Annotated in this window: 17 protein-coding genes; all 17 read left to right on the top strand. The window is 34.3% G+C overall.

Going from position 1 to position 14,776, the window contains the following annotated elements; translation table 11 throughout:
• The first annotated feature begins 19 nt into the window (after positions 1-19).
• The 17 genes from rpsP (at position 20) to hslV (ending at position 14,762) form a co-directional block, all read left to right on the top strand.
• Entirely contained in the window at positions 20-292 is a 273-nt protein-coding gene (rpsP, locus tag WKT09_RS03355) for a 30S ribosomal protein S16 (protein WP_340414682.1), read from the top strand.
• A 14-nt stretch (positions 293-306) separates the two neighbouring features.
• Positions 307-534: a KH domain-containing protein gene (locus tag WKT09_RS03350; RefSeq protein WP_340414681.1), complete on the top strand. Its 228-nt coding sequence runs from the start codon at positions 307-309 to the stop codon at positions 532-534.
• Positions 535-744: 210 nt separating this feature from the next.
• Positions 745-1,134 (top strand): YlqD family protein, encoded by a 390-nt coding sequence (locus WKT09_RS03345; RefSeq protein WP_340414680.1) that lies wholly within the window; start codon positions 745-747, stop codon positions 1,132-1,134.
• A gap of 4 nt (positions 1,135-1,138) precedes the next feature.
• Positions 1,139-1,648, top strand: a complete 510-nt coding sequence (rimM, locus tag WKT09_RS03340) for a ribosome maturation factor RimM (protein ID WP_340414679.1) — start codon at positions 1,139-1,141, stop codon at positions 1,646-1,648.
• The gene (gene trmD, locus WKT09_RS03335) at positions 1,648-2,388 is read left to right on the top strand and encodes a tRNA (guanosine(37)-N1)-methyltransferase TrmD (RefSeq protein ID WP_340414678.1); all 741 of its coding nucleotides are present in this window, start codon (positions 1,648-1,650) and stop codon (positions 2,386-2,388) included. The genes rimM and trmD overlap by 1 nt, the downstream gene beginning before the upstream one ends.
• 132 nt (positions 2,389-2,520) lie before the next feature.
• Positions 2,521-2,865, top strand: a complete 345-nt coding sequence (rplS, locus tag WKT09_RS03330; RefSeq protein WP_340414677.1) for a 50S ribosomal protein L19 — start codon at positions 2,521-2,523, stop codon at positions 2,863-2,865.
• A gap of 129 nt (positions 2,866-2,994) precedes the next feature.
• A complete protein-coding gene (gene lepB, locus WKT09_RS03325; RefSeq protein ID WP_340414676.1) occupies positions 2,995-3,555 on the top strand; it encodes a signal peptidase I in 561 nt (186 codons plus the stop codon).
• A gap of 13 nt (positions 3,556-3,568) precedes the next feature.
• On the top strand, positions 3,569-4,405 hold the full coding sequence (gene ylqF / locus WKT09_RS03320) for a ribosome biogenesis GTPase YlqF (RefSeq protein WP_340414675.1): 837 nt from the start codon (positions 3,569-3,571) through the stop codon (positions 4,403-4,405).
• A gap of 198 nt (positions 4,406-4,603) precedes the next feature.
• Entirely contained in the window at positions 4,604-5,374 is a 771-nt protein-coding gene (locus WKT09_RS03315; protein ID WP_340414674.1) for a ribonuclease HII, read from the top strand.
• A gap of 16 nt (positions 5,375-5,390) precedes the next feature.
• Positions 5,391-7,208, top strand: coding sequence for a hypothetical protein (locus WKT09_RS03310; protein WP_340414673.1), 1,818 nt, complete (start codon positions 5,391-5,393; stop codon positions 7,206-7,208).
• Positions 7,205-7,468, top strand: coding sequence for an EscU/YscU/HrcU family type III secretion system export apparatus switch protein (locus WKT09_RS03305; RefSeq protein ID WP_340414672.1), 264 nt, complete (start codon positions 7,205-7,207; stop codon positions 7,466-7,468). The genes WKT09_RS03310 and WKT09_RS03305 overlap by 4 nt, the downstream gene beginning before the upstream one ends.
• 110 nt (positions 7,469-7,578) lie before the next feature.
• Complete coding sequence (sucC, locus tag WKT09_RS03300) at positions 7,579-8,739, top strand: ADP-forming succinate--CoA ligase subunit beta (RefSeq protein WP_340414671.1); 1,161 nt, start codon at positions 7,579-7,581, stop codon at positions 8,737-8,739.
• A 55-nt stretch (positions 8,740-8,794) separates the two neighbouring features.
• Positions 8,795-9,697, top strand: coding sequence for a succinate--CoA ligase subunit alpha (gene sucD / locus WKT09_RS03295; RefSeq protein ID WP_340414670.1), 903 nt, complete (start codon positions 8,795-8,797; stop codon positions 9,695-9,697).
• Positions 9,698-9,917: 220 nt separating this feature from the next.
• Positions 9,918-10,787 (top strand): DNA-processing protein DprA, encoded by an 870-nt coding sequence (dprA, locus tag WKT09_RS03290; RefSeq protein WP_340414669.1) that lies wholly within the window; start codon positions 9,918-9,920, stop codon positions 10,785-10,787.
• A 184-nt stretch (positions 10,788-10,971) separates the two neighbouring features.
• Positions 10,972-13,047, top strand: coding sequence for a type I DNA topoisomerase (gene topA, locus WKT09_RS03285; RefSeq protein WP_340414668.1), 2,076 nt, complete (start codon positions 10,972-10,974; stop codon positions 13,045-13,047).
• Between the two features lie 206 nt (positions 13,048-13,253).
• Positions 13,254-14,177 carry a tyrosine recombinase XerC gene (xerC, locus tag WKT09_RS03280; protein ID WP_340414667.1) on the top strand — a complete coding sequence of 308 codons (924 nt, stop codon included), beginning with the start codon at positions 13,254-13,256 and terminating at the stop codon, positions 14,175-14,177.
• A gap of 39 nt (positions 14,178-14,216) precedes the next feature.
• Positions 14,217-14,762: an ATP-dependent protease subunit HslV gene (gene hslV / locus WKT09_RS03275; protein WP_340414666.1), complete on the top strand. Its 546-nt coding sequence runs from the start codon at positions 14,217-14,219 to the stop codon at positions 14,760-14,762.
• Positions 14,763-14,776: the final 14 nt, after the last annotated feature.

The raw sequence follows: 14,776 nt of genomic DNA, 5'->3' as shown, positions 1-14,776 counted from the left end.
GTAATGGAGGTGTACAAAGATGGCAGTTAAAATTCGTTTAAAAAGAATGGGTGCTAAGAGAAACCCTTTTTACCGTATTGTTGTAGCTGATTCACGTTCTCCACGTGATGGTCGTTTCATCGATCAAGTTGGAACGTATAACCCAGTTGCTAAAGAAACGGAAGTGAAAATTGACGAAGAAAAAGCACTTGACTGGATGCACAAAGGTGCACAACCAAGTGATACAGTTCGTAACTTATTCTCGAAACAAGGTATTATGCAAAAGTTTCATGATGCAAAAAACCAAAAGTAAGGTAGTGTGATTGTATGAAAAATTTAATTGAATCAATCGTAACTCCTTTAGTTGACTTTCCAGATGATATCGTCATCGAAAAAAGGGAAGAAGAAAAAAAGATTGTCTACCATTTACAAGTAAATGAAGCAGACGTCGGAAAAGTTATTGGTAAAAATGGTAGAATTGCAAAAGCAATCCGAACGATTGTATATTCTACAAAACCAAATAATGATAAGCGAGTATACCTCGATATTATGTAATAGAATGGAAACGTAAGATTGGACATAGGTTCGTACTATTCCAATCTTTCTTCATTCTTACCTTCAAAATGTCATACATAATAGATACTATTAGGATCCATGGAAAATGGAATATCCCCACATCCATACATCTTCAATTTTGAACAATATATATCTTCTATAAAAATGGAATCATTCGTATCATAAAAAGATTTAAAGGTGGAGATTTCATTGCAAATTATTCAAAAAGTTATCGTAAAACAGATGATTACGGAAAATAGCAAATATACATTACGTAAAAAATTTGAGCACGAAAAAAAGCAACTTGAATTAGAATGTCAACAATTATTATTTGAACAAAGAAAATTGATGAATAAGTTAACACAATCCAAAACAGAAGTAGAGGAAAGATTTGAGGCAGAAATAAACTTTCGGAAAGATAAAATGCTGATGATCGATTTTAAAATAGAACAATTAGAAGCATTAGAAATCGGTAGTGAAATTATCGAAAGAGAAATGGAAGCTATCGTCCCCGTAGAAGTTGGGGCCGATTGGGAAACATTAATGAAGGAACGAATAATCGTAGTGAAAGATAATATTATTGTTAGAATAGATGAATAAGGTGATGGAATTGTTTAAAATAGGCAAAATAATTAATACTCACGGTATAAAAGGAGAAGTAAAGGTACAACAGCTTACAGATTTTAGGGAACGTTTTGACGAAGGGAACATCGTATTCATTCGAAAAGATGGGACTGATTGGAAACCACTAACGATCCGTTCATCTCGGATACATAAAAATAATATCTTGTTACAGTTTGAATCTTATGAAACATTAAATGATGTCGAACCATTAAAAAACGAACTTCTGTATATAAAAGAAGAACAATTAACTCCGTTAGAGGAAGATGAATTTTATTATTTTGAAATTATCGGTTTAGAAGTAGAAACGATAGATGGAAAATATATTGGAAAAATCGATCATATTTTATCTCCTGGTGCGAATGACGTATGGGTAGTAAAAACGAAAAATAATAAAGAAATACTAATACCTTATATTGAACCTGTCGTCAAAGAAATACATATCGAGGAGAAGAAAGTTATTATTGAACCGATGGAAGGATTGTTTGATTAATGCAAATTGATATTTTAACATTGTTTCCAAAAATATTAAAAGGTGCCTTTGAAAGTTCTATTTTAAAACGGGCAATTGAAGCGAATAAATTCCAGTATGATTTATTGGACTTTAGGGAGTTTGCGGATAATAAACATAAGAAAGTGGATGATTACCCATATGGTGGTGGCGCTGGTATGGTGTTAGCAGCCCAACCTATTTTTGATGCGGTACAATATGCAACAGAACGTAAACAGTCAAAACCGAGGGTCATCCTAATGTGTCCTCAAGGGGAGCGTTATACACAACAAAAAGCAGAAGAATTTGCAAAAGAAGATCATTTAATTCTTATTTGTGGTCATTATGAAGGATATGATGAACGGATTCGAGAGCACTTAGTAACAGATGAAATTTCCATTGGTGATTATGTTTTAACTGGTGGCGAAATTGGTGCTTTAACAGTTGTAGATAGTGTTGTTCGACTTTTACCAGATGTGTTGGGAAATGAAACATCTGCGAAAGAAGATTCCTTTTCAACCGGTCTTTTAGAACATCCACAATATACAAGACCTGCTGATTTTCGTGGTTGGAAAGTACCGAACGTATTACTAGAAGGACATCATGCGAAAATAAAACGTTGGAGAAAAAAAGAATCGCTTCGTCGTACATTAGAACGTAGACCCGACTTATTGGATACGTATCCTTTAGATGAGGAAGAACAGCAAATTTTACAAGAAATCAAAGCTGAAAAAAATATATAAAGATAGTTGTATATGATATGAATATGTGCTATATTATAAGGTGTGCTTATGAAGATAAGCTGTAAAACGATGTTCCGCTATGAAGGGATTAGCCCATTTGTAAGAGCATTAGTTTGGAAGGAGTGAAGGCAAATGCAAAAATTAATTGCTGACTTAACAAAGGATCAATTACGTACAGATCACCCAGAGTTCCGTGCAGGAGATACAATTCGTGTTCACGCGAAAGTTGTTGAGGGAACTCGTGAAAGAATCCAGGTATTCGAAGGTGTTGTCATTAAGAGACAAAATGGTGGTATTCACGAAACATTCACAGTAAGAAAAATCTCTTACGGTGTAGGTGTTGAGCGTACTTTCCCATTACACTCACCAAGAATCGATAAAATTGAAGTTGTTAGAAAAGGTATTGTACGTCGTTCTAAACTTTATTACATGCGTAAATTACGTGGTAAAGCTGCACGTATTAAAGAGAGAATGTAATGATACTAGAAAAACCTCTGAACAAACTGTTTGGAGGTTTTTTTATATGAGTAGTGACAATCATTGTAAAAAAATGATTCATCTTATACAATTAAAACGTAAAGATACATAGAATTCGGAGGGGAAGCAATGGAGAAAAAAGTAGTGAAAGAGAGCGCAAGTCTTTTCAAGATTGTTATTATTGCATTACTAATTGCAATTCTTGTTCGACAATTTATCTTCTCTCCGATTATTGTGGATGGACCATCGATGCAACCGACCTTATTGGATCGTGATCAAATGATTGTGAATAAGTTTATTTACTATTTAAAAGATCCGGATCGGTTTGATATCGTTATTTTTCATGCAACAGAAGATAAAGATTTTATTAAACGTGTTATTGGCTTACCAGGAGAGCATGTTGAAGTAAAAGATAATATTCTTTATATTGACGGAGAGGAAGTGGATCAATCATTTATGGAACATAATGATGATCACACACCAGTATATCCGATTATTACAAATGACTTTACATTAGAAGATTTGCCTGGTAATTATACGGAAATTCCTGAAGGAAAAGTGTTAGTTTTAGGAGATAATCGAAGCAATTCAACAGATAGTCGTTCTTTTGGATTAGTGTCAATGGAAGAAATAATTGGTAAAACGAGTGTGGTATATTGGCCATTAGAACGAATACAATTGGTAAAGTAATCGAGGTGAGAACATGATTCAGTGGTTTCCAGGCCATATGGCTAAAGCGAGACGGGAAATCGAAGCAAAACTTAAATTAGTGGATGTTGTCATTGAACTTGTAGATGCCCGTGCACCACAATCTACACAAAACCCAATGTTACAAGAGGTAATCGGTCAAAAGGAAAAGATTATCGTATTAATGAAAAAAGATTTAGCTGATGCGATTCAAACCGATAAATGGTTACAGTATTTTGAAGCGCAAGATAAAACTGCGATGGCATTAGATGTGAACAATAAAAAAGATATTCAACAATTTATTGAACTTGTGACAGAAAAAGGAATTGAAAAACAACGTAAATTAATTGAAAAAGGTGTACAACAACGAGCAGTACGAGCATTAATAGTAGGAATTCCAAATGTAGGAAAATCCACTTTAATCAATCGCTTAGCGAATAAAAAGATTGCGAAAATTGGTGACAGACCAGGTGTGACGAAACAGCAACAGTGGATCAAAGTAAAACAAAAGTTTGAATTACTAGATACACCAGGTATTTTATGGCCTAAATTCGACGATGAACAGATTGGTTTACGTGTTGCAGCAATTGGCTCCATTAAAGATGAAATTTTACCTTTACAAGATGTTGCTGCGTTTTTATTACAATATATTTATGAAGATTATCCTAATTTATTGGAAGAAAGATATGGTTTAACGAATGTAGATGATATGTGGGAAGTTTTTGAAGAGATTGGAAAAAAACGTGGCGCTCTGGAAAGTGGTGGCCAAGTAAATTTTGACAAAGTTGCGGATGTTGTATTACAAGATTTCCGCCAAGCAAAATTAGGAAAAATAACATTAGAAACACCTTAAAAGACAATCGTACAATGTATAAGGGAGAATCTTTACATTGTACGGATGTCTTTTTTTTATTGTACACTATACATGTACGAACATCGTTGTTCGTGTCTGAAATTACATCGTTTGGAAACGATGCCGATATATAATATAGAAGAGTACTCATAAAAAATTATACTTATTGATGTCCTCATTATTTAGGAGTTGGGAAAAATGAAGAAGGAATCTATCGCAAATTTGAAAACGATGTTACAAACACAAAAAGTAACGAAAGAACAAATAAAAGAATTAAAGCAAGATGAACGGCTAGGTGTTCAAAAATTAATAAAACAATACGAAAATAAGTTGGAAAAAGAACGAATAAAACGACAAACATACTGTATGATGAGAGAGTTTGATAGAAAGTTTTTACATCGTAATATGGAATGGATTGCAGGTGTAGATGAAGCGGGGAGGGGACCATTAGCAGGTCCGGTCGTCGCAGCTGCAGTTATTTTACCAAAAGATGTTGACTTTAATGGCCTGACAGACTCCAAGCAATTAACAGCATCAGAAAGAGACATGTATTTTGAACAAATTAAGAAAAATGCTATTGCCTATCATATTGAAATAATAGCTGCAGAAGAAATTGATCGATTAAACATTTTAGAAGCTACAAAATTAGCGATGACAAATGCCTTGTTACAATTAAAGAAATATCCGGATATCGCCTTAATAGATGCAGTACAATTAGATGATTTACCATTTCAACAAGCGGCAATTATAAAAGGGGATGACAAAAGTTTATCGATCGCAGCAGCAAGTGTATTAGCGAAAGTGACGAGAGATAAATGGATGGAAAAATATGATGAATTATATCCACAATATGGATTTAAAAAACATAAGGGATATGGAACGAAAGCACATATGCAAGCAATGAAACAATATGGTATTTGCCCAATCCATCGGACATCTTTTCGTCCTGTACAACAATGTATGAAATAAAATGGGGGAATGGCGAATGCATCATCTATTCCAAATAAAAAATGAATTCATTCCATCGGTGAATCGTGTTCCAAAAAATGAATTAACATTACGAGATGGACAAATTGTTCAAGGGAAAATTTTGAAGATATTCCCAAATAATCGCGCTGAAATTCAAATTGGTAACCATAAACTGGTGGCCGAAATAACGACAAGTTTACAAATGAATAAGCAATATTTTTTTCAAGTACGAGCGGATGATACGCTTATTCATTTAAAAGTGCTAAGGGAACAAACAACGAATGTTCCAACTCAGCATATCGCACAGCTATTGCAACAGTTGCAAATAAAACCGACAAAACAGCATATCGCTTTTATTCAACAACTTATTGCGGATCGTGTTCCTTTTCAAATTACTGATATGCAACAAGCAATTAAATTGATGGAAAATCATTCAAACATAGAAGCATCACAGTTCGATATAATAAAAAAGATGATCGAAGCAGGTTTACCAATGACCAATCATGTGTTTGAGGCACTTATCGCATCAAGAGACCAAACATTTTCATCGCATATAGAAGAAATGGTTCGATCATTAGCACATGCGACAAATGTAACGGAAAAGGAACAAACATTATTGCAGCTATTAAAACAGCTACGCGGAACGAATGAAACATTTCCAACTAGTTTAGCGGAACATATCCAGCGGAAAGAGGGGCCCATCGCGAGCTTATTACAATATATAAATACATTTGAAAGGGAAAAGGATGCTCAAATAGAAGTATCGAAAAAAAGAATGACTTTATTCACGTTATTACAACGAGGATTATCCCAAACAATGAAGAGCAATACGCAATTAACAACAACGCAAAAGGTATTACAAGAAACAAGGGATATATTCACTGTATGTATAGAAAACCAATCGCAAATGACAAAGGCTGCAAATAAATTATTACAACTATTTTCTAATATACGTACAGGGAAATTACCCAATGAGCAATTTATTTTATTAAAACAAATGGTACATCAACAATTATATGGAACATTACCGATGCAACTGCAACAAACATTGGACATGCTTCTTGATGAAAATCACCCTGATCATGTGACACAATTGCATTCATTGTTACAAATATTATGTAATGATGTTTTGTATCGTACTATACAATCCATGATACAATTACCAATGGAGCTCGAGAGCAATTCAACTGAGAATGTACAACAAAGATTTCTAACTCATTTACACCAATATATGAACATCGTTGGATTACAAGATGAGCAACGAATAAAGACAGTTTTATCAGGGAAAGCTAGTGATTCGACTATACATATACAACCATCGATTAAAATGATTATGCTACAAATGATGCAAGAACCAAATACGATTGGGAGAAATAAGTTAGAACAATTTGTGCATTTTATTCATGGAATGCAATTACAATCTGTGCAAGAAACGAATCATTTTTTGCATTGTGTTCTACAATTACCTGGAGAAAACATCGGATTACATAACGATTTATTTTTGCATTTTGAAGGAAGGAAAAACAGGAATGGAAAAATAGACCCAAATCACTGTCGAATATTATTCGTGCTCGATTTAAAAAATATGAAGGAAACAATGGTAGACGTAACAATCCAAAAACGCATCATTTCCATAACAATATACAATGAACAAGTGATGAAAATGGGAAAATATGACCGTATTGAAAAAATGTTAGAAGAAGCATTGAAGAAAAATGAATTTACATTATCTCAAATAACATATAAACCATTGTTTGAAATAAAAAAACAAGAACAGCAAGATCCATATGACCGAACGACTAATGATATAGAAAGGTATGACTTTCGTATATGAATGAACGAAGAAAGAGAGCCGTTGCATTATCTTACGACCAAATGCAAGATACATCTCCAAAGATTCGTGCATTAGGAAGTGGAAAAGTTGCAGATCATATAATTGAACTAGCAGCAGAACATAATATTCCAATTGTACAAGACCAATCTTTAGTGGAAATACTTGCACAATTGGAAATAGATGAAACAATCCCTCCAGAATTGTTTGAAATGGTTGCGGAAGTATTTGCATTTATTTATCACTTAGATAAGGAATATTGAAATGCGATTTGAAATACTTATATAGTTAGATAAATAATTGTTATTCTTTGAGAATTATAAAAGCTTATCTTACAATGGGAATATACTAAATAAAAAATGGAGGCATTTGAATGAATATCCATGAGTATCAAAGTAAGAATATTTTAAGGCAATACGGTGTGAATGTACCAGACGGCCATGTTGCATATTCAATTGACGAGGCGGTAGAATATGCAAAGGGTCTTCAAACGGATGTAAAAGTTGTTAAAGCACAAATTCATGCTGGTGGCCGTGGGAAAGCAGGCGGTGTTAAAGTAGCACATAATTTAGACGAGGTACGTGAGTACGCGAAACAAATTTTAGGAAAAGTGCTTGTAACACCCCAAACAGGACCAGAAGGTAAAAAAGTAAAAAGACTCCTTATTGAAGAGGGTTGCAATATTGATAAGGAATACTATATTGGTCTCGTGTTAGACCGAAAAACTTCCAAAGTTGTGTTAATGGGTTCCGAAGAAGGTGGAATGGAAATTGAGGAAGTTGCAGCAGCAACACCTGAAAAGATTTTCAAGGAAGAAATTGATCCATCTATCGGATTAACAGGATTCCAAGCGAGAAGACTGGCATTTAATTTAAATTTCCCGAACAATGTCATTAATAAAGTAGCGACATTATTATTAAATTTATATAAAGTATTTATTGATAAAGACTGTATGACTGCAGAGATTAACCCTCTTGTTACAACAAAAGAAGGGGACGTATTAGCATTAGACGCTAAAATGAACTTTGATGGAAATGCTTTATACCGTCAAAAAGATGTTTTAGAATTACGTGATTTAGATGAAGAAGATCGTAATGAAATCGAAGCTTCAAAATATGACCTAAGTTACATTCAATTAGATGGGGATATCGGTTGTATGGTAAATGGTGCAGGACTTGCAATGGCAACAATGGATATTATTAAGTATGAAGGTGGAAATCCTGCGAACTTTTTAGATGTTGGTGGAGATGCAACTCCAGAAAAAGTAACAGAAGCATTTAAAATTATTTTAAAAGATCCAAAAGTAAAAGGGATTCTTGTAAATGTATTTGGTGGAATTATGAAATGTGATTACATCGCGCAAGGAATTATTTCTGCAACAGAACAATTAGGGCTAGAAATTCCATTAGTTGTTCGTTTAGAAGGAACGAATGTAGAAAAAGGGAAGAAAATGTTACAAGACTCTGGTTTAAATATTGTTGCAGCAGATTCAATGGGTGATGGTGCAAAGAAAATCGTTGAATTAGTAAAATAAAACAGCTGATTACAAACGCGCATAACATTTAATAATAGAAAGGACGTTTACAAGAATGAGTATTTATGTAGATAAAGATACAAAAGTAATTGTTCAAGGGATTACTGGTTCAGCTGGGATGGACCATACAGAACAGATGTTAAAATACGGTACGAAAATCGTTGCAGGAGTGACACCAGGAAAAGGTGGAACGAAAACTTTAGGTGTTCCTGTATATAACACGGTAGAAGACGCTGTAAAAGCTACAGGAGCAACAGTTTCGATTATTTATGTTCCTGCTCCATTTGCAGCAGATGCAATTATGGAAGCAACAGATGCTGGCTTAGAATTAACGATTTGTATTACAGAACATATTCCAATTAATGATATGATTAAAGTGAAAAACTTTATGAAAGATAAGAACACTCGTTTAATTGGACCAAACTGCCCAGGAGTGATTACTGCAGATGAATGTAAAATTGGTATTATGCCAGGATACATTCATACAAAAGGACATATTGGGGTTGTATCCCGATCAGGAACCTTAACATATGAGGCGGTTCACCAACTATCTCAAGCTGGATACGGTCAAACGACAGCAGTAGGAATTGGTGGAGATCCAGTTAATGGTACATCGTTTATTGATGTATTAAAAGAATTTAATGAAGATCCTGAAACTTATGCAGTCATGATGATTGGTGAGATTGGTGGTACGGCAGAGGAAGAAGCAGCTGAATGGGTGAAGGCAAATATGAAAAAACCTGTTGCAGGCTTTATTGGTGGTGCAACAGCACCTCCAGGAAAACGTATGGGACATGCTGGTGCCATTATTTCGGGTGGTGAAGGAACAGCTGAATCCAAAAAGCGTATTATGGAAGCATGCGGTATTAAAGTGGCGGACTCACCTGCTAAAATGGGTGAAACAATGATCCGTTTATTAGAAGAAACAGACTTAATTGAAAAATGTAAAACACATTAATACTTTACAAGCATAAAGAAACTTGATACATTAAACGAAAAGAGAACCATATTGAACAATCTGGGAAGGTGCGATGAGGAGTAACAAATAAGTGTATTCTATTTTGGTGCAAAAATAGATCACTTATGGCTCCTCATTTCTAGGTTGTTTTTTTTGTTGGAAAAAAATAGCGAACATATGTGTATTACTTTTCCCATAATTTAAGAGAGGGAGAGTACAAATGAAAAAGAAACGAAATACATTAATAAAGTTAAGCTTATTGTTGACAAGAAAAAAGTTATATCGTTTATTACAATACGATGTAACATTAGAAAAAGTTTACACTTTCACTTCCACACAACTAGAACATTTACTACATATATCCTCAGAAAAAGCTTCATCCATCATACATGCTCTTCAATATGATATAGATGATGCAACGATACAATATACACATAAAAACTACTATATTGTAACGATTTTTGATTCAATGTATCCACAAAGTTTGAAAGATATTCCGGATGCACCGCTTGTATTATATTGTTTAGGTGATCTTTCATTACTTCAACACAATAGATTAATTAGTGTAATCGGTACGAGAAAACCGACAGCAACGGCACCGCAAAAACTGTTAAAAGTTGTTAGCCCTCTAATTGAGGAAAACTGGGCTATTGTAAGTGGAATGGCTTATGGGATTGATAGTCTTGCCCATCAATTAGCATTGCATATGCAAGGGAAGACAATAGCCGTTTTAGGGAGTGGTTTTCGTCATATTTACCCGAAGGAACATATCCCCCTTTTTTGGAATATTGTCGAAAATGGCTTAGTTCTCTCAGAATACCCACCAAATGTGAGGCCGAAAAAATATCAATTTCCAGAGAGAAATCGAATCATTAGTGGTCTTTCATATGGAACGTTAGTAATTGAAGCGAAAGAAAAAAGTGGTACACTCATTACAGTGGATCAAGCATTAGAGCAAGGAAAAGAAGTTTTCGCTATTCCAGATTCGTTATTTATAGAGGAAGCTGCAGGTTGTTTAAAATTAATTGATCAAGGTGCAAAATTGGTGACGAATGCAGAAGATATTATCGAAAACTTACCCGGGAAATAATCCTATTTTATTAAAAAATAAGGCTCTTTATTTCATTTTGATGGTCGCAATATTTGACAAATGAAAATGTTGTCCTTACTATTAGTGGGAATTCTATTTATTTAAAAACAGAAATAAAAATTAAAAAAAGCAGGAATAAAAGTTAAAAAAGTTGAATAACCTCAATGAAATAGGAGGAAAAATAATGGCAAATTATTTAGTAATTGTGGAATCACCAGCAAAAGCAAAAACAATTGAACGTTATTTAGGAAAAAAATATAAAGTAAAAGCGTCGATGGGACATGTCATTGATTTACCGAAAAGTCAAATGGGAGTAGATGTTGATAATAATTATGCACTAAAATATATTACGATTCGTGGGAAAGGTGATATATTAAAAGAATTACGAAAAGAAGCGAAAAAAGCGGATAAAATCTATCTTGCAGCCGACCCCGATAGAGAGGGGGAGGCAATTGCATGGCATTTAGCACATGCATTAAAAATAGATGAAAATTCGGATTGTCGTGTTGTATTTAATGAAATTACGAAAGATGCGATCAAAGAGTCATTTAAAAATCCACGAAAAATTGATCATGATTTAGTAAATGCACAACAAGCTAGAAGAGTATTGGACCGTTTAGTTGGATATAATATAAGCCCATTACTATGGAAGAAAGTAAAAAAGGGTTTAAGTGCTGGTCGAGTTCAATCTGTTGCAGTAAAATTAATTATTGATCGTGAAAACGAAATAAAGAATTTTATTCCAGAAGAATACTGGTCTATCGAAAGTACATTTTTTAAAGAGGATGAGTCATTTACGGGTAAATTTTATGGTCTAAATGGAAAAAAATTAGAACTAAAAGATGATGCAGCAGTAAAAGAAATACTTGGAAAAATGGAAGGCAAACAGTTTCATATTGACAAAGTAAATAAACGTGAACGTAAAAGAAATCCAGCGAAACCATTTATTACTTCGACATTGCAACAGGAGGCAGCTAGAAAATTAAATTTTCGCGCTCGTAAAACAATGATGGTTGCACAACAATTATATGAAGGAATTGATTTAGGACGTAAAGCGGGTGGCATTACGGGGTTAATTACGTATATGCGTACAGATTCTACTCGTATTTCTGAAAGTGCTAAACAAGAAGCACATCAATTAATTGAAGATAAGTTTGGTAAACCATATATTGGACCACGTAAAAAAGTGAAAAATCAAGAAGGGGCACAAGATGCACACGAGGCGATTCGTCCCACATCTGTCATGCGTGATCCACAATCATTGAAAGGAATTTTAAATAATGATCAATTCAAACTTTATAAATTAATTTACGAACGATTTTTAGCGAGCGAAATGGCGCCAGCCGTAATGGACACGATGACTGTTCATTTGTTAAATAATGGAGTGGAGTTTCGTGCAACTGGTTCAAAAGTGAAATTTGATGGGTTTATGAAAGTATATATTGAAGGAACAGATTCAAATAAAAAAGAAGAAGAGAAGTACTTACCTGAGTTAAATGAAGGGGAACAAGTTCGCTTCGAAAAAATGGAACCAAATCAACATTTTACACAACCACCACCGAGATATACAGAGGCGACCTTAGTTGGTACATTGGAGAAACAAGGGATTGGTCGTCCATCAACATATGCTCCCACTTTAGAGACTATTCAAAATCGAGGCTATGTTCGTTTAGATAACCGTCGTTTCATCCCGACAGAATTAGGGGAGATTGTGGTGGATATTTTAAAAGAATATTTCCCTGAAATAACGAACGTCGATTTTACTGCTGAAATGGAAGCGAACTTAGACTTGATTGAAGAAGGTAAAGAAGAGTGGATTCGTGTCATTGATGAATTTTATAAAGACTTCGAAGTGCGATTAGTAAAAGCCGAAAAAGAAATGGAGTCTATTGAAATAAAAGATGAGCCTGTAGGAATTGATTGTGAGAAATGTGGGCATCCAATGGTATATAAATTAGGCCGATATGGAAAATTCATGGCTTGTTCAAACTTTCCAGATTGTCGAAATGCAAAGCCTATTTTGAAGAAAATTGGTGTAACATGCCCGACATGTAAACAAGGAGAAATTGTTGAAAGAAAGTCAAAGAAAAATCGAGTGTTTTATGGATGTGAAACCTATCCAACATGTGAATTTGTTTCTTGGGATAAACCGATTGCTAGAAGTTGCCCAAAATGTGACAGTTATTTAGTAGAAAAACGTTCGAAAAAACAAGTTCAAATTAAATGTAGTAGTTGTGATTATGAAGAAGAAGCACAATAATTGAATATCAAACATTTGAGTTGACTATTAGAACATATAAGCGTAATATATTTGTTTGGAACATTGGAGATGTATTTTTAATGTTCCAAACAAATTTGTAAGCACAATTCAGAATTTTGTTACAATTGTGTTAAATTGATTGCGGGGAATATGGTAGTATGATATGCTAGGTTTGCTTAAAAAACTAGCATTTTTGGAGTGGAATTATGTCTACGTTTCAAACGTATTTTGAACAATTTATTCAGTTTTTAGAAGTGGAAAAAAATGCTTCACCATATACAGTGCAATTTTATAGTAATGATTTACGTATGTTTGAACAAATAATGAAAAAAGAAGGAATCGAGGATGTTACAGATGTAACACCGGCTTTTGTGCGGGTATTTTTAACAGATTTATATGATCGACGGTTAAGTAGAAAATCTGTCGCACGGTCGATATCTTGTTTACGATCTTTTTATTTCTTTTTAGAAAAAATAGAGGTCGTACAACATAATCCATTTATGTATGTTCCGTTGCCGAGACAGGATAAACGAATTCCGACGTTTTTATACGAAGAAGAATTGCGCCCACTTTTTGAGGTAAGTGATTTAGCAACACCATTAGGGCAACGAAATCAAGCGTTATTAGAAATTATGTATGCTACTGGTATACGAGTAAGTGAATGTGCGAGTTTAACTTTGTCTCAAATTGATTTTTCCGTGGGAATGATTAATGTGATTGGAAAAGGAAGGAAAGAACGTTATATTCCGTTTGGACAATTTGCACATGAAGCATTGCATACATATATTAGAGATGGAAGAGACCAATTGTTACAGGCTTCAAAAGAAGAGTCAGATGCGATTTTTTTAAACGCACGTGGCCAACCGATTACGGAAAGAGGAATCCGATACGTATTCCATCAAATGGTAAAGGAAACTTCTCTAACAGTACATCTTCATCCACATAAATTACGTCATACTTTTGCGACACATTTATTAAATGAAGGGGCTGACTTACGTTCCGTACAAGAGTTGTTAGGACATAAAAATCTTTCATCCACTCAAATTTATACACATGTAACAAAGGATCGTTTAAGAAATGTCTATATGCACCATCATCCAAGAGCAAAACAAAAACCGGATGAATCATAAAAGTGTTAGTTTTGAAATGAAATAAAGGAGTTGTGATGCATGTCAAATGAACTTCATGCAACAACGATATTTGCAATTCAACATAATGGGGAATGTGCGATGAGTGGCGACGGCCAAGTAACTTTAGGAAATACAGTTGTTATGAAACATAAAGCACAAAAAGTTCGTAAATTATTTCATGGAGAGGTTATAGCAGGTTTTGCTGGTTCTGTAGCGGATGCTTTTTCTTTATTTGAGAAGTTTGAAGGGAAATTAGAAGAATATAATGGGAATATTACCCGAGCTTCCGTAGAACTAGCAAAAGAATGGCGAAGTGACAAGGTATTGCGCCAATTAGAAGCGATGTTAATCGTCATGAATAAAGAAAATATGTATGTAGTTTCAGGTACAGGAGAAGTTATCGAGCCGGATGATGGCATTTTAGCTATTGGTTCGGGCGGTAATTTTGCTTTAAGTGCTGGCCGTGCACTAGCGAAGTATTCGGCACAACTCAGTGCGAAAGAAATTGCTCAAGCAGCATTAACCATTGCTAGTGAAATTTGCGTTTATACAAATGACCATATAACGACAATGTCTTTAGAATAATGTAAAGGGTGTGT

The organism is Pseudogracilibacillus sp. ICA-222130, assembly GCF_037892545.1.
Classification (GTDB): Bacteria; Bacillota; Bacilli; order Bacillales; family Amphibacillaceae; genus Pseudogracilibacillus.
This window is presented reverse-complemented; position numbering and strand designations above follow the sequence as displayed.

Bases quoted from the DNA above. Each gene is read 5' to 3' on its own strand.
- rpsP (WP_340414682.1), top strand. From the start codon at position 20: ATGGCAGTTAAAATTCGTTTAAAAAGAATGGGTGCTAAGAGAAACCCT.
- WKT09_RS03350 (WP_340414681.1), top strand. From the start codon at position 307: ATGAAAAATTTAATTGAATCAATCGTAACTCCTTTAGTTGACTTTCCA.
- rimM (WP_340414679.1), top strand. From the start codon at position 1,139: ATGGAATTGTTTAAAATAGGCAAAATAATTAATACTCACGGTATAAAA.
- trmD (WP_340414678.1), top strand. From the start codon at position 1,648: ATGCAAATTGATATTTTAACATTGTTTCCAAAAATATTAAAAGGTGCC.
- rplS (WP_340414677.1), top strand. From the start codon at position 2,521: ATGCAAAAATTAATTGCTGACTTAACAAAGGATCAATTACGTACAGAT.
- lepB (WP_340414676.1), top strand. From the start codon at position 2,995: ATGGAGAAAAAAGTAGTGAAAGAGAGCGCAAGTCTTTTCAAGATTGTT.
- ylqF (WP_340414675.1), top strand. From the start codon at position 3,569: ATGATTCAGTGGTTTCCAGGCCATATGGCTAAAGCGAGACGGGAAATC.
- WKT09_RS03315 (WP_340414674.1), top strand. From the start codon at position 4,604: ATGAAGAAGGAATCTATCGCAAATTTGAAAACGATGTTACAAACACAA.
- WKT09_RS03310 (WP_340414673.1), top strand. From the start codon at position 5,391: ATGCATCATCTATTCCAAATAAAAAATGAATTCATTCCATCGGTGAAT.
- WKT09_RS03305 (WP_340414672.1), top strand. From the start codon at position 7,205: ATGAATGAACGAAGAAAGAGAGCCGTTGCATTATCTTACGACCAAATG.
- sucC (WP_340414671.1), top strand. From the start codon at position 7,579: ATGAATATCCATGAGTATCAAAGTAAGAATATTTTAAGGCAATACGGT.
- sucD (WP_340414670.1), top strand. From the start codon at position 8,795: ATGAGTATTTATGTAGATAAAGATACAAAAGTAATTGTTCAAGGGATT.
- dprA (WP_340414669.1), top strand. From the start codon at position 9,918: ATGAAAAAGAAACGAAATACATTAATAAAGTTAAGCTTATTGTTGACA.
- topA (WP_340414668.1), top strand. From the start codon at position 10,972: ATGGCAAATTATTTAGTAATTGTGGAATCACCAGCAAAAGCAAAAACA.
- xerC (WP_340414667.1), top strand. From the start codon at position 13,254: ATGTCTACGTTTCAAACGTATTTTGAACAATTTATTCAGTTTTTAGAA.
- hslV (WP_340414666.1), top strand. From the start codon at position 14,217: ATGTCAAATGAACTTCATGCAACAACGATATTTGCAATTCAACATAAT.